Annotated in this window: 17 protein-coding genes and 9 pseudogenes; 9 read left to right on the plus strand and 17 right to left on the minus strand. The window is 36.4% G+C overall.

Features of this window, described 5'->3' with window-relative positions:
- Window positions 1–106: 106 nt before the first annotated feature.
- A pseudogene (locus tag AYJ55_RS09520) lies at window positions 107–709 on the plus strand (IS982 family transposase); the annotation flags it as partial.
- A gap of 22 nt (window positions 710–731) precedes the next feature.
- Here the strand turns inward: AYJ55_RS09520 and AYJ55_RS09525 are convergent.
- Both AYJ55_RS09525 and AYJ55_RS09530 read right to left on the minus strand, forming a co-directional pair.
- Window positions 732–1,265, minus strand: coding sequence for an IS630 family transposase (locus AYJ55_RS09525; RefSeq protein ID WP_162505291.1), 534 nt, complete (start codon window positions 1,263–1,265; stop codon window positions 732–734).
- Window positions 1,189–1,554 carry an IS630 transposase-related protein gene (locus tag AYJ55_RS09530; RefSeq protein ID WP_063653415.1) on the minus strand — a complete coding sequence of 122 codons (366 nt, stop codon included), beginning with the start codon at window positions 1,552–1,554 and terminating at the stop codon, window positions 1,189–1,191. Before AYJ55_RS09530 ends, AYJ55_RS09525 begins: the two co-directional genes overlap by 77 nt.
- Window positions 1,555–1,589: 35 nt before the next feature.
- Here AYJ55_RS09530 and AYJ55_RS09535 point away from each other — a divergent pair.
- Window positions 1,590–1,832 (plus strand): annotated as a pseudogene (locus tag AYJ55_RS09535) (transposase); the annotation flags it as partial.
- 153 nt (window positions 1,833–1,985) lie between these two features.
- On the opposite strand, the gene topA reads toward AYJ55_RS09535, so the two are convergent.
- Together topA and sohB are read right to left on the minus strand one after the other, a co-directional pair.
- Window positions 1,986–4,586, minus strand: coding sequence for a type I DNA topoisomerase (gene topA, locus AYJ55_RS09540; protein ID WP_063655885.1), 2,601 nt, complete (start codon window positions 4,584–4,586; stop codon window positions 1,986–1,988).
- 553 nt (window positions 4,587–5,139) lie between these two features.
- Window positions 5,140–6,186, minus strand: a complete 1,047-nt coding sequence (sohB, locus tag AYJ55_RS09545; RefSeq protein ID WP_063655886.1) for a protease SohB — start codon at window positions 6,184–6,186, stop codon at window positions 5,140–5,142.
- Between the two features lie 114 nt (window positions 6,187–6,300).
- Between sohB and AYJ55_RS09550 the strand changes: the two genes are divergently transcribed.
- Complete coding sequence (locus AYJ55_RS09550) at window positions 6,301–7,071, plus strand: YciK family oxidoreductase (RefSeq protein ID WP_063655887.1); 771 nt, start codon at window positions 6,301–6,303, stop codon at window positions 7,069–7,071.
- 1,062 nt (window positions 7,072–8,133) lie between these two features.
- Window positions 8,134–8,311: pseudogene (locus tag AYJ55_RS34565) on the plus strand (IS701 family transposase); the annotation flags it as partial.
- A gap of 51 nt (window positions 8,312–8,362) precedes the next feature.
- Here AYJ55_RS34565 and AYJ55_RS09555 read toward each other — a convergent pair.
- Window positions 8,363–9,262: a transposase family protein gene (locus tag AYJ55_RS09555; RefSeq protein WP_063653812.1), complete on the minus strand. Its 900-nt coding sequence runs from the start codon at window positions 9,260–9,262 to the stop codon at window positions 8,363–8,365.
- Window positions 9,263–9,342: 80 nt separating this feature from the next.
- On the opposite strand from AYJ55_RS09555, the pseudogene AYJ55_RS09560 reads away from it, so the two are divergent.
- Window positions 9,343–9,572, plus strand: a pseudogene (locus AYJ55_RS09560) (IS701 family transposase); the annotation flags it as partial.
- Between the two features lie 27 nt (window positions 9,573–9,599).
- On the opposite strand, the gene AYJ55_RS09565 reads toward AYJ55_RS09560, so the two are convergent.
- Complete coding sequence (locus AYJ55_RS09565) at window positions 9,600–10,133, minus strand: IS630 family transposase (protein WP_162505291.1); 534 nt, start codon at window positions 10,131–10,133, stop codon at window positions 9,600–9,602.
- Window positions 10,057–10,422, minus strand: coding sequence for an IS630 transposase-related protein (locus tag AYJ55_RS09570; protein WP_063653415.1), 366 nt, complete (start codon window positions 10,420–10,422; stop codon window positions 10,057–10,059). The genes AYJ55_RS09565 and AYJ55_RS09570 overlap by 77 nt, the downstream gene beginning before the upstream one ends.
- A gap of 35 nt (window positions 10,423–10,457) precedes the next feature.
- On the opposite strand from AYJ55_RS09570, the pseudogene AYJ55_RS35825 reads away from it, so the two are divergent.
- Window positions 10,458–10,979, plus strand: a pseudogene (locus tag AYJ55_RS35825) (transposase); the annotation flags it as partial.
- 865 nt (window positions 10,980–11,844) lie between these two features.
- Here the strand turns inward: AYJ55_RS35825 and rluB are convergent.
- From rluB to AYJ55_RS09600, 5 genes and pseudogenes are all read right to left on the minus strand, one after another.
- Window positions 11,845–12,771 (minus strand): 23S rRNA pseudouridine(2605) synthase RluB, encoded by a 927-nt coding sequence (rluB, locus tag AYJ55_RS09585; RefSeq protein WP_063655894.1) that lies wholly within the window; start codon window positions 12,769–12,771, stop codon window positions 11,845–11,847.
- 111 nt (window positions 12,772–12,882) lie between these two features.
- Window positions 12,883–13,504: pseudogene (locus AYJ55_RS09590) on the minus strand (L-threonylcarbamoyladenylate synthase).
- 121 nt (window positions 13,505–13,625) lie between these two features.
- Window positions 13,626–14,483 (minus strand): RNase RNM, encoded by an 858-nt coding sequence (rnm, locus tag AYJ55_RS09595; RefSeq protein ID WP_063655896.1) that lies wholly within the window; start codon window positions 14,481–14,483, stop codon window positions 13,626–13,628.
- Window positions 14,484–15,468: 985 nt separating this feature from the next.
- Window positions 15,469–15,678: pseudogene (locus AYJ55_RS25605) on the minus strand (IS701 family transposase); the annotation flags it as partial.
- Between the two features lie 37 nt (window positions 15,679–15,715).
- Window positions 15,716–16,105 carry a transposase family protein gene (locus AYJ55_RS09600; RefSeq protein WP_063653631.1) on the minus strand — a complete coding sequence of 130 codons (390 nt, stop codon included), beginning with the start codon at window positions 16,103–16,105 and terminating at the stop codon, window positions 15,716–15,718.
- 37 nt (window positions 16,106–16,142) lie between these two features.
- Here AYJ55_RS09600 and AYJ55_RS09605 point away from each other — a divergent pair, with 37 nt between their 5' ends.
- Together AYJ55_RS09605 and AYJ55_RS25610 are read left to right on the plus strand one after the other, a co-directional pair.
- Window positions 16,143–16,508 carry an IS630 transposase-related protein gene (locus tag AYJ55_RS09605; RefSeq protein WP_063653415.1) on the plus strand — a complete coding sequence of 122 codons (366 nt, stop codon included), beginning with the start codon at window positions 16,143–16,145 and terminating at the stop codon, window positions 16,506–16,508.
- Window positions 16,477–16,965, plus strand: coding sequence for an IS630 family transposase (locus AYJ55_RS25610; protein ID WP_063653499.1), 489 nt, complete (start codon window positions 16,477–16,479; stop codon window positions 16,963–16,965). The genes AYJ55_RS09605 and AYJ55_RS25610 overlap by 32 nt, the downstream gene beginning before the upstream one ends.
- Here the strand turns inward: AYJ55_RS25610 and AYJ55_RS09610 are convergent.
- Both AYJ55_RS09610 and AYJ55_RS32960 read right to left on the minus strand, forming a co-directional pair.
- The gene (locus AYJ55_RS09610; RefSeq protein WP_063655898.1) at window positions 16,896–17,498 is read right to left on the minus strand and encodes a transposase family protein; all 603 of its coding nucleotides are present in this window, start codon (window positions 17,496–17,498) and stop codon (window positions 16,896–16,898) included. The genes AYJ55_RS25610 and AYJ55_RS09610 overlap by 70 nt on opposite strands.
- An 84-nt stretch (window positions 17,499–17,582) precedes the next feature.
- A pseudogene (locus tag AYJ55_RS32960) lies at window positions 17,583–18,170 on the minus strand (IS91 family transposase); the annotation flags it as partial.
- Window positions 18,171–18,255: 85 nt separating this feature from the next.
- Here AYJ55_RS32960 and AYJ55_RS09620 point away from each other — a divergent pair.
- Window positions 18,256–18,736 (plus strand): annotated as a pseudogene (locus tag AYJ55_RS09620) (anthranilate phosphoribosyltransferase); the annotation flags it as partial.
- 335 nt (window positions 18,737–19,071) lie between these two features.
- Here the strand turns inward: AYJ55_RS09620 and AYJ55_RS09625 are convergent.
- The 3 genes from AYJ55_RS09625 to AYJ55_RS09635 all read right to left on the minus strand — a co-directional run bounded on the left by AYJ55_RS09625 (window position 19,072) and on the right by AYJ55_RS09635 (window position 20,507).
- Entirely contained in the window at window positions 19,072–19,605 is a 534-nt protein-coding gene (locus AYJ55_RS09625; protein WP_162505291.1) for an IS630 family transposase, read from the minus strand.
- A complete protein-coding gene (locus AYJ55_RS09630) occupies window positions 19,529–19,894 on the minus strand; it encodes an IS630 transposase-related protein (RefSeq protein WP_063653415.1) in 366 nt (121 codons plus the stop codon). The genes AYJ55_RS09625 and AYJ55_RS09630 overlap by 77 nt, the downstream gene beginning before the upstream one ends.
- Window positions 19,895–19,970: 76 nt before the next feature.
- On the minus strand, window positions 19,971–20,507 hold the full coding sequence (locus tag AYJ55_RS09635; RefSeq protein ID WP_063655903.1) for a septation protein A: 537 nt from the start codon (window positions 20,505–20,507) through the stop codon (window positions 19,971–19,973).
- Window positions 20,508–20,792 lie beyond the last annotated feature (285 nt).

Here is a 20,792-nt window from a genome sequence, read left to right on the forward strand (position 1 = left end):
CAAATAGTTGAATGCGCATATTTCGTTAAAATACTCTAACAATCTGGTTAAAGCGCAGAGCATTGTTAAACAATGATGGAAAATCTTACTGAAACTTTATTGCCTGATGGATGATTTTTGTAAAGACTTCGAGCCAAAAATGCATGAAATTTTGCTGAATAACGGTAGTAAGCGTCGTAGACGGTCTACTCAGCTTTCATTGGCTGAAATGATGACACTGGTTGTTTTGTTTCATCAACTCCGATTCAGACAATTCGAGGTATTTTATTTCTATTATGTCCGTTTATTTCTCAGGAAGGAATTTCCTAACTTGCCATCATATTCACGCTGCGTAGAGTTACTTCCGCGCAGTGCCTTAGCTTTAACGGCACTGTTTGAGTCAATTAAGGGAAAGTGCACGGGTCTGTCGGTTGCCGATTCTACTCCGATAGCTGTGTGTGATAACTTACGGATCCGCCGGCATAAAGTCTTCGATGGGATAGCTGAACGAGGAAAAACCTCAACAGGTTGGTTCTTTGGTTTCAAACTTCATTTAATTATCAATCATTTGGGGGAAATACTCAGTTTTCGACTTACACCAGGAAACACAGATGATCGGAAACCATTACCTGAGCTGATAAAAGATCTTTCTGGTTGTTTGTATGCGGATAAAGGGTATTTATCGGCTTCACTGAAACAGCAACTGAAAACAATGGGAATTAACCTTATATAGCTAGGCGACTTAATTTTGATTACAGCATATGTATTAAAAACAGGTCATCGATAGTGCATCCTGTTTCCATCTTTTTACGTTTAGCTTGAGACCATTTATGTTCTATAGGATTTAAATCTGGTGAATACACAGGCAAATATTCTATCTGGTGTCCTGCGTTTATAATTGCCTGTTCAATATTCTTACCTTTGTGAAAGCTAGCGTTGTCCATAAAAATAACAGAATTTTCAGGAAGTTCTGGGAGCAATATTTTTGTGATCCAAACATAAAAAACATCACGATTAATATTGCAATCAAATAATCCGATAGCAAAAAGGGTTGTTCCCAATAAAGCGCCAATAACATTTGTTCTTCCCTTAGCACCCCAGTTTTTCAGGCCAAAACAACGGTGACCTTTTGGGGAATAGCCGTGAGTTCGTGGAGTGTCATGTGAAAAACCACTTTCATCAATAAAAACAACAGATTTATCTTTTTTTTCATACTGTTGTCTTTTTTGCTGATGTGCCAGCCTGTCGCTTTCGTTGGTTTTTGGATGGAATAGAGTTTTTTTTATAGGTTAATCCCAGCTTTTTAAGGGATTGCCAAATAGTCTTTTTACAAACACCGAATCGCTCTGCCCGTTCCTTTTGGTAAGCATCTGGATACTGTTCCACATCTTTTGCTAAAGCATTTTTATCGAGCTTCCTCTTACGTGGCGTTGAATTTTTTGGCTCTGGTCGTTTAAGCCAACGTACTAAAGACGCTTTTCCAATACGGAATTGTTTCGCAGTTTCTCGAATTGTTAAACCTTCGGCTTTCCTTACAGATATTACTTTACGTCGAAAATCAATTGTATAACTCATAACACACCTTGTAATCAAAATTAAGTCGCCTAGCTATAACGAATATCAAGAAGAAAATGAAGCCTGTTGAACAGACTTGTTTCGACAAAGCCATCTTGCGTCATCGTTCTGTCATTGAAACGGTATTTGATGAGTTAAAAAATCTTTGTCAGATAGCGCATACGCGGCACCGCTCTCCTGCTAACTTTGTAGTGAATTTATTAGCAGGGCGGGTTGCATATTGTTTAATTCCATCTAAACCAAAGATACCGGTGGCAGGAACATATCTTCAAGCATAATTGATAATGCTTATCCCGAACTCAGGTTAATTAGTAATATTTTCAATTCATATATTAATCCTTGTTATGATTTGAAATAGCGACGATATATAAACTAAAAATTAGGCTACTGATTTCAGTAGCCTTGTTTAATTATAGAAAATAGATAAAATTTTATTTGTTTTTTTCTATCCATTTGCCATCGATATAAAATGCACTCCAGCCAGTGGCTTTACCATTTTTTTCTGAGGAAACATATTGTTGTTTAGTCTTACGACTAAATCTAACAATCGTTTTATTACCCTCAGGATCCACCGATGGCGCCAGGGTTAAATAACTAAATTTGGCTGGCAGACGATCTTTAAAAAGTATCAATTCTTCAACCAATGGTGCGCGGGTCTCTCTTGATTTTGGAAAAGTGTTAGCAGCTAAAAATATTCCTGCTGCGCCATCTCTTAATACAAAATAAGCATCAGATTTTTCACAAACTAATTCCGGCAATGGAATAGGATCTTCTTTAGGTGGAAGCACTTCACCACTCTTTAAGATCTTGCGAGTATTTTTACAAGCTTCATTCGTACAGCCCATATATTTTCCAAATCGACCCATTTTCAGATGCATTTCAGAGCCACATTTATCACATTCAATAACTGGCCCATCATAGCCTTTAATGCGGAATTCACCTTCTTCAACCTCATAACCATTACATATTGGATTATTCCCACATACATGTAATTTACGTTTATCATCAATAAGGTAGCTATCCATCGCGGTACCACATTTAGGGCATCGCCGGCGGGCTCGCAAAGCATGCGTTTCCACATCCTCTTCTTCTCCTACCAGGATATTTGATAATTCATCTTCAGGAATTAAATTAATGGTTTTTTTGCAACACTCTTTTGCTGGTAAGCTGTAACCAGAGCATCCCAGAAAAACACCCGTAGAAGCAGTTCTAATCCCCATTTTTCGGTGACAGTCAGGACATTCAATCGATGTTAATACCATCGGATTGGGACGCATGCCACCTTCCTCGGGTGCTTTATTTGCGCTTTCTAGCTGTTCGGTAAAAGCAGCAAAAAACTCATCTAATACACTCTTCCACTCGATACGATCTTCTGCTATCAAGTCAAGCTGATCTTCCATTCGAGCAGTGAAATCATAGTCCATTAATTCACTAAAATTTTTATCTAACCGGTCAGTAACTATTTCACCTATTTTTTCAGCATAAAAACGGCAATTTTCAATTTTTACATAACCCCGATCTTGGATAGTTGAAATAATAACCGGATAGGTTGATGGCCGGCCAATGCCGCGTTTTTCAAGTTCTCTAACCAAAGAAGCTTCACCAAAACGTGCTGGGGGTTTAGTAAAGTGTTGGCTAGGACACAATTTATCCAATTCAAGCTGACTACCAACTTTGACCATGGGTAATATTTTATCTTCATCACCTTTGCGCAATGCGGGCATAACTTTAGTCCAACCATCAAAACGCAAAATACGCCCTTTAGCCTTCAACTCAAAATCTCCAGCTTTGACGGTTATTGTGGTTGAATCAAATTCAGCTGGTGTCATTTGGCAAGCGACAAATTGGTTCCAAATCAGCTGATATAGTTTTTTGGCATCCGCTTCCATCTCTTTTAGAGCATTAACACCAACGTCAATATTAGAAGGACGAATAGCTTCATGTGCTTCCTGCGAACTTTTTTGATTGGTATAAACATTCGCCTGTTTAGGCAGGTATTTGCTGCCAAACTTATGGTCAATATAATTGCGAGCCATACTTAAAGCATCCTGACTTAAGTTAGTTGAGTCAGTACGCATATAGGTAATATAACCTGCTTCATAGAGACGCTGTGCCATCATCATGGTTTTTTTAACGCCAAAGCCAAGACGTGTACTTGCCGCTTGTTGCAGGGTTGAGGTAATAAAAGGGGCGCTGGGTTTACTAATTGTGGGCCGATCTTCACGATCTAACACCTGATAATGGGCATTTTTTAATAATGCAACGGCAGCATCAGTTTGTGCTTTAGTGACGGGCTTAAAAGGCTTACCCTTTTCATGTGTCACTTCCATTCGAATCAATGCTGTATCTACGGTCAGTAACTCAGTATGCAGCTGCCAATACTCTTGTGGGACAAATGCTTTAATTTCGTGTTCCCGTTCTACAATCAGACGTACAGCGACTGACTGAACACGACCGGCAGAAAGGCCGCGAGCAATTTTTTTCCATAATAGCGGTGAAACCATATAACCAACAACCCGATCTAAAAAACGCCGAGCTTGTTGAGCATTAACACGATCAATATTTAATTCACCAGGATTATCAAAAGCTTGCTTAATTGCATTTTTAGTAATTTCATTAAAAACTACTCGACTAAAGCGCTGATTATCACCGCCAATCACTTCTCGCAAATGCCAGGCAATCGCTTCCCCCTCACGATCGAGATCCGTTGCCAGATAGATATGCTCTGCGTCGGAGGCAAGCGATCTTAATTCAGCAACGACTTTTTCTTTGCCAGGTAAAATTTGATAATTGGCTTTCCACCCATGATATGGGTCAACTCCCATTCTATTTACAAGCGCCTCATGTTCATCTTTTTTTACTTTTTTAACCTTGTTGGCTGAGTTTGTATTCTTTTGTGAGCTGGAACCACCACTTTTTGGCAAATCACGTATATGCCCTACGCTACTTTTAACAACGTAGTTATTACCAAGGTATTTATTGATAGTCTTGGCTTTTGCCGGGGACTCCACAATAACAAGAGCTTTACCCATAGTTATCTTTACCTAAAATATTGTCTAAGCGTACTGGCTTTCCAGCCAGATGGAATGAAATTTCTTTTTATATTGCGTCAGATTCACAATATATCAACTTTTTTTGCTTAAATACTTTGCCATAAAGATAAAAAACTTTGTTAATTCATACTGTAATCAGATTCAATAGTACAATTTTGTCAGCAAAACAATGACAAAAGTAAAGCATCGTAAGTAATAAAAAGCCTACACTCTACCTGATAAAAAATGATGCGCAACCACTTATTTTATTCATAGGTATTGTTATGACAACAAAAACCACCTCAATAAGTTATGAATAGATTATAAAAAAATCAATAAAATTATAATAAAAAGTAGCAGAAATCTAGTTCAAACAGATATATAAATAAAATTTTCAGAAAGAAATTAATTTCCAAATAAAAATAGCTTTATAAAATTGTTTATCATGTTTTTAATTAATTAATATTTTATTTGCAATTAAATAATTAAGTTTTAACTATTACGTTATAAAAATACCGGCTGAAAACGCCGGTATGTATTTCTTATTCATAATTTAAAGCAGTGGTCTCTGTCCTCTTTGCCACCAGCATATTAACAACTTATCTGCATTTTCTACCATGCTGCCCATTAAACGATCAACAAAACGTCTAGCCGGAGTATAAGTTACCTCAATAATTTCACGAGCATCAATTTGATTGATAATAATGTCATCACTAACGCCTATTTCATCAATTAACCCTTTTTCTTTTGCCTGGATACCATACCAATGCTCACCTGTTGCAACAGCATTAATATCAAGGGCCGGACGTTTTTGATGCACAAAATCTTTAAATAGTTGATGTGTTTCATTTAAATCTTGTACAAACTTCTTGCGTCCTTGCTCGGTATTTTCACCTAATAAAGTTAGTGTACGTTTATATTCTCCGGCTGTATGTAATTCTACATCAATATCCTTTTTCTTCAGTAATCGATGAAAATTGGGTACTTGCGCAACTACACCAATAGAGCCAATAATCGCAAAAGGAGCCGCCACAATACGATCGGCGACACAAGCCATCATATAACCGCCACTGGCCGCCACTTTATCCACCGAAACAATTAATTTAAGGCCTTTTTCCCGTAAACGATTTAGTTGAGAGGCAGCTAAGCCATAGCCATGCACAATGCCACCTGGACTTTCAAGCCTAAGTAATACTTCATCTTTGTTATCAGCAATTGATAGAATTGCAGTGATTTCTTCACGTAATGTATTGACTTCATGAGCATTCATGCTGCCTTTGAAATTAATCACAAAAAGACAAGGTTTTTTTAGCGTTGTTTGACCAACTTTAGCATCTGATTTCTGCTTTTTTTCTTCAATTTTACGTTGTTTTTTATAGGTTTTTAACCAAACTTTATATTCAGCGTCACTCATCTTAACCTGTTGCATTTCACGTTGACGTTGACGATAGGCTTCACTTAAATCAATAAGTTTTAAATCACCTTTTTTGCTCTGTTTACGCTGTCCAAAGCTAAAAATAACCAATGAAATTAATATAATAGCAACAACTACTGTTGCTATTTTAGCAACAAATAATCCATACGATGAAAGAAATTCCACAATTCTATCCTTCTTTACAGAATATAAACAATAGGGGTATTGTAACTAAAAACTTGATAAAGTACTTATAGCTCTATATTAATAAATTTGAATAATCAAAAGTAGGAAAATATCATGCTACCTTACCAAGCTAAAGCTGATTTACTTAAGCAAAGAACCATTTTAATTACAGGCGCGGGCGATGGCATTGGACGTGAAGCGGCATTAACTTATTCACGTTATGGCGCCAATCTTATTTTAGTCGGTAGAACAACCGCAAAACTAGAACAAGTCAAACAAGAAATTATTTCTAATAGAAAATTTACACCTTCAGTTTCTATTTATGCCTTTGATTTATTAACAATAACCGAATCACAATGCCATAGGTTAGCAACTGACATTAGCCAACATTATCCCTATCTTGATGGTGTATTACATAACGCAAGCATATTAGGAAAAATTGCGCCGATTATTGATCAACCTATAAAACTTTGGCATGAAGTTATACAAATAAACGTTAACGCAACTTTTATGCTAACACAAGCCTTACTACCACTGCTGCTACAAGCACCAAATAGTTCCTTAATATTTACCACTTCAAGCGTCGGCAGACGAGGTCGTGCTAATTGGGGGGCCTATTCAGTTTCCAAATTCGCAACCGAAGGTCTAATGCAAGTATTATTTGATGAATATAAAGATACTAATTTACGTGTTAATTGCATTAATCCCGGTGGCACAAGAACGCAAATGAGAGCGAATGCTTTTCCTTCAGAGAATCCTATGCAGCTAAAAACTCCACAAGAAATTATGCCGATATATCTTTATCTAATGGGAGAAGATAGTATTAAGGAATCAGGAGTAAGTTTTGATGCACAGCCTAATCGTAAACCCGGTGTGGCGATTTAATATTTAGGTATAAAAACTAACAGCAATAAAAATTAATAATAAATGATATAGCCAATTATCAAACAAAGTAATTACTCAATTAACGGGCTTTATAGTTATTTACTGGATGCTGCTTTAATATCCCTGCATTAAAAATCATATTTGTTTGATTAATAAAAGCAGAATACTCATCACGATCATGTTTATTCTGCCCTAAATGGAAAGTGCTATAAATTTTCGCCATATTGTAAATATAGTGGTAATATTCATCATAAATTTGCGCTTTTGATTCTATATTACTGATGTTTTTAAAATCATCAACAATTTTATTAGCATAAGATTGTAAAGAATAATTATTAAAATTTGCAATTGGAAGTGCATATTCAAACGAATGCGTTACCGTGTTTTGTTCCTTTATTCCTTTATTCCTTTATTCCTTTATTCCTTTATTCCTTTATTCCTTTATCAACAATATGAATATTACACGAGGTTCGCACCAATAAAAAAACGCTTTATTTTTAAGTTTAATTCAGCATAAATATATAAATAGACAAAATCTTATAAATTAAAAGCAACTTATTGTAATTTAAATAAATTTATACGTTTTAGTAACTTGCAAATTAACCATTGCTTTTAAGCCATTTCTGGAATTTTATATTCCTGTGCGAAACTCGTGTATTATTAACTTTTGATCCTACTACTAACAAAAAATCAATAAACTCTTCTTTAGTAAAACATTTTGTTTTCACTTGAACATCTGATTTTTTGCTTTTACACGAGTTTCGCAATCTCCAAAAAAGAAGTATAAAGTTCAAAACAAGAAAAAATTAGGGTGTTCATATTTTGTCCGGTTATCCATGCATTAAAAATATCTATAAAACATTCTTACAAGTAAGCAGTAAGCCTGTTGCTCAATAGCAAAATTAATTATGACTTACAAAAAAACCAGCCGATGATGATAAAATCATCAATTTTTGCATTAAAAATAACCTATGTAAGATTAAAAAATAAACTATTTTTGCATTTTTTAGATGTATCTAACTTGTTTTTATTTTAAGCAACTTTATTTCACTATTGAGCAACATGCTTAGTGTAAGATACTCTGGTTTGGCGTTATCAGAAGTAAGCCCATCGCCTTTATCTCATGACACTATTAGTCGATGGCTAAAAGTAGATGTTTTCGACCTAAAGACCTATGGCGATTAGTTCAACCTTCTATAGACAAAAAAGCCCTTGCGTACTAATTGCCGATGATACATTAAGCGTGTTGCTTAATAGTGAAATAAGGGTATTTCGGTGATTGAAGTAAATTTTAGGCTGTTCTGAGATGGAAATTCCAAAGACCGGCACTAAGGAGTAAAAAGGTATCATCAATAAAGGGTCTACGATTCCGTAAAATTTGGGTCATACAACCGAGGCGCTTGATACCCGCGATGGCGTGTTCAACCGTAATACGGATGCCCGAGATTATTTTATTTTCTTGTTTTTGTTCAGGCGATAAAGGTCTTTTTCGAGTTCCTTTTTTTGGGATTTGTGTATTAGGATGCTGTTTATCTATACCTTGAAAACCGGTATCGGCCCAGATGGTTACCTCAGGGGGAATATGGCGAATTATATCGACTTTATCGAGTAAGCGTTTATCGTGACGGCGCCCATTTTTGATCATGGGGATAAATCCAATTTTCCTCGTTTCGTCAGTCATAATAAGCCCTTTTCGAGTGGTCTGTCTTTTCTTTCCCGAATACATTTTTTTTCGCCGACGCAGATTCTTAGGCTTTTGGACAGGTCGCTCTGTCCCATCAATAAAGACGTCTTTAACTCCAGGAAAGGCGCGAAAAAATTCCTCAGCAGAGCGAATTTGACGAGCGGGCAAAACACATTCTCGCCCCAAGGTCATCTCTAAAACCGGCAATAATATTTTTACCCAGCGACATACCCGTGTTCTATCTAAACCAAAAAGAAGTCCTTGCAAATCATAGGTCGGATAACATTTTAAATACAATAAAATAAAAAGCAGTTTATCTAATGGGGTTGGGATAAATCCTTTCTGCCCTGCACCCATCTGCCGCTCGTGATCTTTTCGATTCTTTTTCCGATAAATCAAATAACAAGCTGAAAATTCAGCGGCTAAATTTTTCAATTCTTCGACTGATAATCCAATGATTGCTTTACATAAACGATTATCTCGTAACAACCGCTCTTTGTTGATCATTTCAAACCGTTATTTTCTAAGTTAAACCTCTTTTTATTGTCTATAGCGTGACAAAAAATGCAAGTCTCTATTCAGCAACTATTTTATTGATTGCCAAAACACGTAGTAAAAAATAGAGATGGTCCATTATCAATATTCAGGTAATGAACATGATGTTATTGCTGGCATGGGTTTAGTTAATTTACGTTGGCATAATCTAACAACTGTTGAATTAATTCCTATTGATTATCGTATTTATGATAAAGATTCTGATGGAAAAACAAAAAACACACACTTTTCCGAAATGCTCGCTCTTGCTAAAAAAAAGGGATCATATAGCTAGGCGACTTAATTTTGATTACAGCATATGTATTAAAAACAGGTCATCGATAGTGCATCCTGTTTCCATCTTTTTACGTTTAGCTTGAGACCATTTATGTTCTATAGGATTTAAATCTGGTGAATACACAGGCAAATATTCTATCTGGTGTCCTGCGTTTATAATTGCCTGTTCAATATTCTTACCTTTGTGAAAGCTAGCGTTGTCCATAAAAATAACAGAATTTTCAGGAAGTTCTGGGAGCAATATTTTTGTGATCCAAACATAAAAAACATCACGATTAATATTGCAATCAAATAATCCGATAGCAAAAAGGGTTGTTCCCAATAAAGCGCCAATAACATTTGTTCTTCCCTTAGCACCCCAGTTTTTCAGGCCAAAACAACGGTGACCTTTTGGGGAATAGCCGTGAGTTCGTGGAGTGTCATGTGAAAAACCACTTTCATCAATAAAAACAACAGATTTATCTTTTTTTTCATACTGTTGTCTTTTTTGCTGATGTGCCAGCCTGTCGCTTTCGTTGGTTTTTGGATGGAATAGAGTTTTTTTTATAGGTTAATCCCAGCTTTTTAAGGGATTGCCAAATAGTCTTTTTACAAACACCGAATCGCTCTGCCCGTTCCTTTTGGTAAGCATCTGGATACTGTTCCACATCTTTTGCTAAAGCATTTTTATCGAGCTTCCTCTTACGTGGCGTTGAATTTTTTGGCTCTGGTCGTTTAAGCCAACGTACTAAAGACGCTTTTCCAATACGGAATTGTTTCGCAGTTTCTCGAATTGTTAAACCTTCGGCTTTCCTTACAGATATTACTTTACGTCGAAAATCAATTGTATAACTCATAACACACCTTGTAATCAAAATTAAGTCGCCTAGCTATACCAGAAGCGGTAGTGATGGATGCCTAGTATTCTAGCCTGGATAATCTGAAATCAATTCGCTCTCATGGTTGGGTCTGGGTAACCACGCTGAGGAAAAACAGGATTGTTAACCATAACAAATAACTGAACAAGTTAGACATCTCAGAAGAAGGAACCTTAATACACTTACGAGGTTATGGTTGGGTGACAGTTTTCAAATTTATAGCCAAAAACGGCCGTATTGATTACAGAGTAACAAACAAAGACAATCCCACCCGTCAATACGTCAAATCTGTCATGGATGCTCGTTGATCTGTTGAAGTTTATCATCGAGAAGTTAAACAAAATTGTGGTATTGAACGCTGTCAGGCTCGCACGAGCCGAGCGCAAAGAAATCATATTTTTCTCGCTATTTCTGCGTGGTTTGAACGACATAAACGTCGTATATCTGAAAAAATAATCCTTTATCAACAAAATTGGGACGTAATCAAAAATGCTATTACTGAGCACATCCGTGTTTTATTAGCGTACCCAAATTAGTTTTGTGCGAAACTCGTGTTTTATTTAAAGCTAAAACATTGAGAAAAGATGCGCCTATAGGGTAATTAAACAAGTTGATTTACGATCTGGCAAGCATACGATTGAATACCCCATTGGCCAAAAAACTGAATTTATTATTTACCCTGGTAATCAGGGGGGGAATTATTAATCCAACCCAACGATATTATTATGCTTATAGTTCAGTTTTTAAAGAAATCATTTCTAACCAATTATTCTCTTCGAAATATAATCAAATTGTTGTTGATGGAATAAAAGTACAGGGTCCAATACTAAGTAGTAATGCCTTATTTATTGATAATAATGTTTTTAAATCACGAGTTTCGCACAGGCATATAAAATTCCAGAAATGGCTTAAAAGCAATGGTTAATTTGCAAGTTACTAAAACGTATAAATTTGTTTAAATTACAATAAGTTGCTTTTAATTTATAAGATTTTGTCTATTTATATATTATGCTGAATTAAACTTAAAAATAAAGCGTTTTTTTATTGGTGCGAAACTCGTGTAAATGTAATTACACCCTGAACAAGTTTAACAGGTTGATTATCAATCTTAAAATAAAGGGCATATTTATTATTATGGCTAACGTAAAATTTCCCATCAGCAGAATGGGTTAATTGCGGCTCATCACAGCTTGCTAACAGCAATATAAATATGCTGCTAGCAATAATTTGCCTAAATTGTGGCATATAAAATTTCAACCCTCTAATCAAACTTAGCCTAATGAAAGTAGCCTATTCTAAGATCATCTCAATTAAATTAAAAGTATTTATATAGCACTATTTTTATCTATTAAAAAAGCATTAGGCAGCTTAATTCGACTCTAATATTGCTTTAATTTTATATTATCCTTTACGCGAAGATGTATTACGTCCCCTGGTAGTCCCCGTTGCTCGTTTATTTGCTACTCGCATCGAAGAAACTTTTGTATGCCGTTTTACAGCACGACGGATCTGATTTGCTTTAATACGACGTCTATCTTGCTCAACCGATATTTTACTGGCTGTTTCATCTGTAAGACCAACCAGTTGACGCAAATAATTAATCTGGGCTAAACCTAATTCCGTCCATCCTCCTCTGGGTAATCCCTTTGGTAAATAAATATCACCATAACGAACGCGGATCAGGCGGCTGACTTGTATGCCTACCGCTTCCCATAAACGCCTTACTTCACGATTACGACCTTCCGTTAAAGTAACATTAAACCATTGATTCATGCCTTCTCCGCCACGAAACTTCAGTGTCTTAAAATTAGCTTCACCATCTTCAAGTTGGATACCTTTGGTTAATTGCCGAATTTTAGCATCATTAATTTCACCAAAAACACGAACTGCATATTCACGTTCGACCTCATGACGAGGATGCATCAAACGATTAGCCAGTTCCCCATCTACGGTAAATAATAATAAACCACACGTATTTATATCTAAGCGCCCTATCGCAATCCAGCGAGAGCCGGTTAATTTAGGTAAGCGATCAAATACGGTTGGACGTCCTTCTGGATCATGATGAGTACATAGTTCGCCTTCTGGCTTATAATAAGCCAAGATCCGACAGACTGTTTTCTCCGCTTCTTTGATTTTCAAAAGGTGACCATCTAAGCGAATTTTAGTGTTAGATTTAACTTCTATTCGATCACCCAAGGTCGCTAATTGACCATCAACACTGATCCTACCGGATTGAATAAAACTTTCTATTTCCCTGCGCGATCCATAACCACAACGAGCAAGTACTTTTTGTAACTTTTCACTTTGCTGCTTTTTAACGCTCATAGCGTAAACCTCTTGTGTCACCTTCACAGGCGTCATAATTATAAAAATAACTAAAAAAATAAACTGTGGCTATTATACACCGTTTTTCTATTAACCTCATCTGAAGCTTTTTTATTCAAATGGTATCGTGGAACCCATTCCAACCCTGATGATATTTGGCGTACTCTCTGTTAAATCAACTGCAGTGGTTGGTTTTTCACTTAAATAACCACCATTTATAATCAAGTCAACTTGTTGACCAATTAAACTTTCTATCTCATCTGCTGAAGACTGTGCAAAATCTTCATCTGGCAATATTAAACTCGTTGATAGTAAAGGTTCGCCAATTCCGGCAAGCAGATCTCTGGCAATCGGATTATTGGGTAAACGTATCCCTATTGTTTTACGCTTTTTATTCATTATTCGACGTGGGACTTCTTTTGTTGCACGTAAAATAAAAAGTGTAATGACCTGGTGTACTATTTTTAATCATTCTAAACACCTGATTATCTAGATAAGAATATTCAGCTATTTCAGATAAATAACAACACATTAGGGTAAAATTGTGGCGGGAATCCAATTGACGTAGGCGACAAATTTGCATAAGCGCGTTTTTATTATCTAACTTACAGCCAATTGCATAGCCGGAATCAGTCGGATAAACAATAATGCCGCCTTTGTTTAATATTTCTATGCATTGGCTAATTAATCGAGGTTGCGGATTTTGTGGGTGAATATGGATAGATTGTCCCATGAATGTTCTCTATATATTTATTTAATCACTATATTATTTAATTAAACTTGAAAATTAAGCTATCAATATATCTAAGCCGCTTACTATATAATATTTAAGCCTAAACGATAATCCCCAATTTTTATTGCCACGTTTGCCAAATCGGTGTAACACCTGCGGGCAACCAAAGATTTCTACCTAGCTCAGTCCAGGCGCAAGGGCGATGAAAATCAGAACCGACCGAAGCATATAAATCATGTAGTCTAGCTAATTCAGTTAAATTTTTTCGTTCATCAGGCGATTGTTGGCATTGAGCAATTTCAATCGCATCACCCTGTTGCTGTTTAAAATATAAAACTAACCTTTTTTGCCATTTTACTGATAGCGAGTAGCGACCAGGATGTGCCAAGACGGCAACGCCTCCCGCTTGATGAATAACGTCTATTGCCTCATCAAGCTTACACCAATCAGCAGGGACGTAACCTGCTTTACCTCGGGTTAAATATTTTTTAAAAACATGACCAATGCTTTTTTGTTTAGCGTAATCCATAATATAACGCGCAAAATGGCTACGTGTTACCTGTCCACCGGCGGCATAAGCTTTAGCATTTTGCCAGGCATCAGAAATACCGAGTTTTTCTAATTTATAGCCTATTTTTTTCCCCCGCAGGTTACGCCGTGCAGTTTGCATTTCCAGTAAATGTTTAAGACACTTTGCATCCAGGTTAATGTTAAGACCGACGATATGAATTTCAATTTTTTCCCAAATTGTGGAAATTTCAACACCGGCAATTAATGTTAGTAGCTTACTTTTTTCATTAATATACTGCCATACTGGCAAAATTCCATTAACTGTATCGTGATCAGTGATAGCTAATACATCGACTCCCATTAATACCGCTCTGTCTACTAATTCTAAGGGGGTGAGATCACCATCAGAAGCTTTTGTGTGACTATGTAGATCATAAATAACAGACAGCTTCTCATTGTCGTGTGCCAAAGCTTTATCCTCATTTACAGTTGACGATTATAGAAAAAATTCATAGTGTGGCATAAATTACCTGACACAATCCGAATGATCTAGTTTACTAGTATGGTGGTTAGCGATAGAGCTAACCTATCATGACACATTGCGAGGAAGAACAAAAATGACATTGGTATTTTTTATCATCGCTAAAATCCGTTGGTGGCAAAACTCCCTTTAATGGGCAGTTTCTTCCTGCGCGTGAATTAATAACACAGCACCAGATCAAGACCCGCCATGAAGCGGGTTTTTATAGCCAATTAATATAATATGAAAGGCAGCCAATACGGAAAACATAGCAGTCAATCAAACAACTTTTCGCATATTAGACACGAGTTTCGCACAGGCATATAAAATTCCAGAAATGGCTTAGAAGCAATGGTTAATTTGCAAGTTTACAATAAGTTGCTTTTAATTTATAAGATTTTGTCTATTTATATATTATGCTGAATTAAACTTAAAAATAGAGCGTTTTTTTATTGGTGCGAAACTTGTGTTTGAGAATAAAATTAATTATCAGCCTGAAGTTTGTCTGTTATTTCATCATTTATGCAGCAATCGCCCAGGCACACTATTGTTAACCTGAGTTCGGGATAAGGATCCTAATTTTTTATCACATATTCAAATAGTTAATTTAAAATAATTACATAAAACAGTATTAATTTTGGTTTTTTTCATGATTTTAGTAGAGAAAAATAGCTTCTTTTTTAACCGGCTATCACTAAGAATTTTCTTGCTTTTTTATCTTCTTGATTTCAAAATATTTTTTGATAAATCGGCTATTTTTATTTTCTAGCAACTATCGCTTATCCCGAACTCAGGTTATTGTTAGAGTCCGCTACCGTTAATAATAAGCAAAATCTACAAAGTATCCTGATCGTTGATAGTGCATTACGAATTACCACCAACCAACAGCAAGTTATTTTTGCCGCTCTTAGCACTACACTAGTTTCGCACAAAACTAATTTGGGTACGCTAATAAAACACGGATGTGCTCAGTAATAGCATTTTTGATTACGTCCCAATTTTGTTGATAAAGGATTATTTTTTCAGATATACGACGTTTATGTTGTTCAAACCACGCAGAAATAGCGAGAAAAATATGATTTCTTTGCGCTCGGCTAGTGCGAGCCTGACAGCGTTCAATACCACAATAAGCGTGTTGCTTAATAGTGAAATAAGGGTATTTTCGGTGATTGAAGTAAATTTTAGGCTGTTCTGAGATGGAAATTCCAAAGACCGGCACTAAGGAGTAAAAAGGTATCATCAATAAAGGGTCTACGATTCCGTAAAATTTGGGTCATACAACCGAGGCGCTTGATACCCGCGATGGCGTGTTCAACCGTAATACGGATGCCCGAGATTATTTTATTTTCTTGTTTTTGTTCAGGCGATAAAGGTCTTTTTCGAGTTCCTTTTTTTGGGATTTGTGTATTAGGATGCTGTTTATCTATACCTTGAAAACCGGTATCGGCCCAGATGGTTACCTCAGGGGGAATATGGCGAATTATATCGACTTTATCGAGTAAGCGTTTATCGTGACGGCGCCCATTTTTGATCATGGGGATAAATCCAATTTTCCTCGTTTCGTCAGTCATATAGCTAGGCGACTTAATTTTGATTACAAGGTGTGTTATGAGTTATACAATTGATTTTCGACGTAAAGTAATATCTGTAAGGAAAGCCGAAGGTTTAACAATTCGAGAAACTGCGAAACAATTCCGTATTGGAAAAGCGTCTTTAGTACGTTGGCTTAAACGACCAGAGCCAAAAAATTCAACGCCACGTAAGAGGAAGCTCGATAAAAATGCTTTAGCAAAAGATGTGGAACAGTATCCAGATGCTTACCAAAAGGAACGGGCAGAGCGATTCGGTGTTTGTAAAAAGACTATTTGGCAATCCCTTAAAAAGCTGGGATTAACCTATAAAAAAAACTCTATTCCATCCAAAAACCAACGAAAGCGACAGGCTGGCACATCAGCAAAAAAGACAACAGTATGAAAAAAAAGATAAATCTGTTGTTTTTATTGATGAAAGTGGTTTTTCACATGACACTCCACGAACTCACGGCTATTCCCCAAAAGGTCACCGTTGTTTTGGCCTGAAAAACTGGGGTGCTAAGGGAAGAACAAATGTTATTGGCGCTTTATTGGGAACAACCCTTTTTGCTATCGGATTATTTGATTGCAATATTAATCGTGATGTTTTTTATGTTTGGATCACAAAAATATTGCTCCCAGAACTTCCTGAAAATTCTGTTATTTTTATGGACAACGCTAGCTTTCACAAAGGTAAGAATATTGAACAGGCAATTATAAACGCAGGACACCAGATAGAATATTTGCCTGTGTATTCACCAGATTTAAATCCTATAGAACATAAATGGTCTCAAGCTAAACGTAAAAAGATGGAAACAGGATGCACTATCGATGACCTGTTTTTAATACATATGCTGTAATCAAAATTAAGTCGCCTAGCTATAATAAGCCCTTTTCGAGTGGTCTGTCTTTTCTTTCCCGAATACATTTTTTTTCGCCGACGCAGATTCTTAGGCTTTTGGACAGGTCGCTCTGTCCCATCAATAAAGACGTCTCTAACTCCAGGAAAGGCGCGAAAAAATTCCTCAGCAGAGCGAATTTGACGAGCGGGCAAAACACATTCTCGCCCCAAGGTCATCTCTAAAACCGGCAATAATATTTTTACCCAGCGACATACCCGTGTTCTATCTAAACCAAAAAGAAGTCCTTGCAAATCATAGGTCGGATAACATTTTAAATACAATAAAATAAAAAGCAGTTTATCTAATGGGGTTGGGATAAATCCTTTCTGCCCTGCACCCATCTGCCGCTCGTGATCTTTTCGATTCTTTTTCCGATAAATCAAATAACAAGCTGAAAATTCAGCGGCTAAATTTTTCAATTCTTCGACTGATAATCCAATGATTGCTTTACATAAACGATTATCTCGTAACAACCGCTCTTTGTTGATCATTTCAAACCGTTATTTTCTAAGTTAAACCTCTTTTTATTGTCTATAGCGTGACAAAAAATGCAAGTCTCTATTCAGCAACTATTTTAATGCCGTTATCCGATATCGCCACATTGTCATAATGTTTTCGCGATAAAAGCTGATATCCCGCCAGGTATTCTTTTTAGTCACCCCGCCGGCTGTGGTTGAAAAATGAATATGTGGATGCCATTTTTGGTCTCGTCCCCAGGTATGGATGGCAGTGAAAACGCCCGGTGTGATATTGAGGTCACGGCAGATGGTTAATATCACATCAGCGGCTAATCGATTCATTTCACCGAGAAGCCAACGGTTGGCGCGAATAATAGGCCAATATTCACAAGGCATGGTAAAAGTGATGTGCTGCCAAGGAACTTCGGGTAACCAAGTTAGCGTATTGTTAGTCCATTGTAGGCAAGCTTTGACGCCACAATGTGGGCAGCTTCGACTTTTGCAGGTAAATTTAACCCATTTCTCAGAATTACATTGAGGGTCAGGACAGCGCCAAATTGACCACCCCATAAGCGAAGTGCCGCAAGCCATAATCTTTACCATGGTTTCCATCACAACAGTGCGGACACTATCAGGGGGTTGGCGATTAAGCCAATTGAGCCAGCGTTGACCAAATTTAAAAACATGACTAAAACGCGGTGACATAAAAGGGACCAAAAGATTGAGACAATAGGTATCGGGTTATACCAGTACTAACAAGCAATGACAAGTCGTCGCCATAGGCGACCATCTTGGCCCGCTAATCAATCCAGCTAAACCGCCAATTTCACTTATTGGTGTTTATGATCCTAAGCTAATTTTACCTATTGCTAAGGCATTGCAATTAATAGGATATAAACGTGCTGCTGTCGTAACATAGTGGAGGTATGGATGAAGTTGCCTTACATGCCCCTATTCGAGTGGCTGAATTAAAACAGGATGAAATTTTAACTTACCAGCTAACCGCCCAAGACTTTGGCTTACCTACCTACTCTCTATCAGAATTAACTGGCGGCTCTGTTGATAAAAATTATCAACTTATTACCACATTGTTACAGGGTCACGGGAAGTCAGCCCATGCTAGCACCGTTGCTGCCAATGTCGCATTACTGATGAAGCTTAATAGCCATGAAGATCTAAAAACCAATACCGATTTTGCTTTGCGGGTTATTGGTAGTGGAAAAGCCTATCAACGGTTAACCACACTAGCCAATAGGAGGAAGTTTCACTAATGCAAGCGACTTATTTTACAAAAAATTATTGCAGATAAGATGGCATATTTAGCGGTAAGAAAATTAAAGCAACCATTAGTTAGCTTTATTGGGCAAATTACGCCAAGTGAACGCCATTTTTATACTGCTCTTTCGCAAAGCCATCCAGCATTTATCCTGGAATGTAAAAAGGCTTAACCATCAAAAGGCATTATTCGTCATCACTTTGATACTGTGCAAATTGCGAAGATTACCAAAATTATGGGGAACTAATTCTCCTTGTTGTAATTGTTGTTGTGTCATGAAAAATTTACTTTTGTTATTTGCCACAATATAGCTAGGCGACTTAATTTTGATTACAGCATATGTATTAAAAACAGGTCATCGATAGTGCATCCTGTTTCCATCTTTTTACGTTTAGCTTGAGACCATTTATGTTCTATAGGATTTAAATCTGGTGAATACACAGGCAAATATTCTATCTGGTGTCCTGCGTTTATAATTGCCTGTTCAATATTCTTACCTTTGTGAAAGCTAGCGTTGTCCATAAAAATAACAGAATTTTCAGGAAGTTCTGGGAGCAATATTTTTGTGATCCAAACATAAAAAACATCACGGTTAATATTGCAATCAAATAATCCGATAGCAAAAAGGGTTGTTCCCAATAAAGCGCCAATAACATTTGTTCTTCCCTTAGCACCCCAGTTTTTCAGGCCAAAACAACGGTGACCTTTTGGGGAATAGCCGTGAGTTCGTGGAGTGTCATGTGAAAAACCACTTTCATCAATAAAAACAACAGATTTATCTTTTTTTTCATACTGTTGTCTTTTTTGCTGATGTGCCAGCCTGTCGCTTTCGTTGGTTTTTGGATGGAATAGAGTTTTTTTTATAGGTTAATCCCAGCTTTTTAAGGGATTGCCAAATAGTCTTTTTACAAACACCGAATCGCTCTGCCCGTTCCTTTTGGTAAGCATCTGGATACTGTTCCACATCTTTTGCTAAAGCATTTTTATCGAGCTTCCTCTTACGTGGCGTTGAATTTTTTGGCTCTGGTCGTTTAAGCCAACGTACTAAAGACGCTTTTCCAATACGGAATTGTTTCGCAGTTTCTCGAATTGTTAAACCTTCGGCTTTCCTTACAGATATTACTTTACGTCGAAAATCAATTGTATAACTCATAACACACCTTGTAATCAAAATTAAGTCGCCTAGCTATATACCTGCTGGAAGTAGGTATCCGTTGTTATCATATCAATTACTTTTGCTCTTTAGGCAGATGTTTATAGATATACACCATGCTAAGTATTGTAAATATTAGTGTGACCGCGGTCAAACCAAAAACTTTAAAGTTAACCCAGACATCCTGAGGCAGCCAAAAGGCAACATAAATATTTACTAGCGCACAGATAGCAAAAAAGATTGCCCATGATAAATTTAATTTATGCCAAATCTCATTAGCTAAATGGATCTCTTTACCCAGCATTCTCTGGATTAATGGTTTTTGGGTAAAATATTGGCTGATTAACAGTGCTAATGAAAAAATAGCGTAAATAACTGTCACTTTCCATTTAATAAAAAGATCACTGTGGAAAATCAACGTCAGTCCACCAAAAATGATCACGATTACTAAAGTAATTAACGAACTTTTTTCAATTTTTTTATAGATAAGATAAATGGCCAGCATAGATAAAGCGGTTGCAATCATTAATGCGCCAGATGCGTAAAAAATATCTACTTTTTTATATACAATAAAGAAAACAATGAGAGGAATAAAATCTAATAGTTGTCTCATGAGGGCGCTTGTCCTGATCCTTTTCGAGTAAATATGAATTTTTATAATTATTTGATTAATAAATTATAAAATATCATATTGCCAATTTGTTTTATATTATATTACCTTATTTGATAATAATGTTACACAGTTAGTAGGTGTATATTTTTATCGATAAAATTATCTACTGAGCAATAAAATTCACTATTAACATATTAAAGTAATTAACTTGTTATTACGAATAAAATGCAATTTTGAGTCAGAACGTTGGTTCTGTAATTAATGTTTAATTGTTTAAGTTAATAG

It is taken from the genome of Candidatus Arsenophonus triatominarum, assembly GCF_001640365.1.
Taxonomy (GTDB): Bacteria; Pseudomonadota; Gammaproteobacteria; order Enterobacterales; family Enterobacteriaceae; genus Arsenophonus; species Arsenophonus triatominarum.

What these genes read in the sequence shown, in the direction of transcription:
- AYJ55_RS09530 (WP_063653415.1), bottom strand. Translation starts at nt 1,554, where the DNA reads ATGAGTTATACAATTGATTTTCGACGTAAAGTAATATCTGTAAGGAAA.
- topA (WP_063655885.1), bottom strand. Translation starts at nt 4,586, where the DNA reads ATGGGTAAAGCTCTTGTTATTGTGGAGTCCCCGGCAAAAGCCAAGACT.
- AYJ55_RS09550 (WP_063655887.1), top strand. Translation starts at nt 6,301, where the DNA reads ATGCTACCTTACCAAGCTAAAGCTGATTTACTTAAGCAAAGAACCATT.
- AYJ55_RS09555 (WP_063653812.1), bottom strand. Translation starts at nt 9,262, where the DNA reads ATGATCAACAAAGAGCGGTTGTTACGAGATAATCGTTTATGTAAAGCA.
- AYJ55_RS09570 (WP_063653415.1), bottom strand. Translation starts at nt 10,422, where the DNA reads ATGAGTTATACAATTGATTTTCGACGTAAAGTAATATCTGTAAGGAAA.
- rluB (WP_063655894.1), bottom strand. Translation starts at nt 12,771, where the DNA reads ATGAGCGTTAAAAAGCAGCAAAGTGAAAAGTTACAAAAAGTACTTGCT.
- AYJ55_RS09600 (WP_063653631.1), bottom strand. Translation starts at nt 16,105, where the DNA reads ATGACTGACGAAACGAGGAAAATTGGATTTATCCCCATGATCAAAAAT.
- AYJ55_RS09605 (WP_063653415.1), top strand. Translation starts at nt 16,143, where the DNA reads ATGAGTTATACAATTGATTTTCGACGTAAAGTAATATCTGTAAGGAAA.
- AYJ55_RS09610 (WP_063655898.1), bottom strand. Translation starts at nt 17,498, where the DNA reads ATGATCAACAAAGAGCGGTTGTTACGAGATAATCGTTTATGTAAAGCA.
- AYJ55_RS09630 (WP_063653415.1), bottom strand. Translation starts at nt 19,894, where the DNA reads ATGAGTTATACAATTGATTTTCGACGTAAAGTAATATCTGTAAGGAAA.
- AYJ55_RS09635 (WP_063655903.1), bottom strand. Translation starts at nt 20,507, where the DNA reads ATGAGACAACTATTAGATTTTATTCCTCTCATTGTTTTCTTTATTGTA.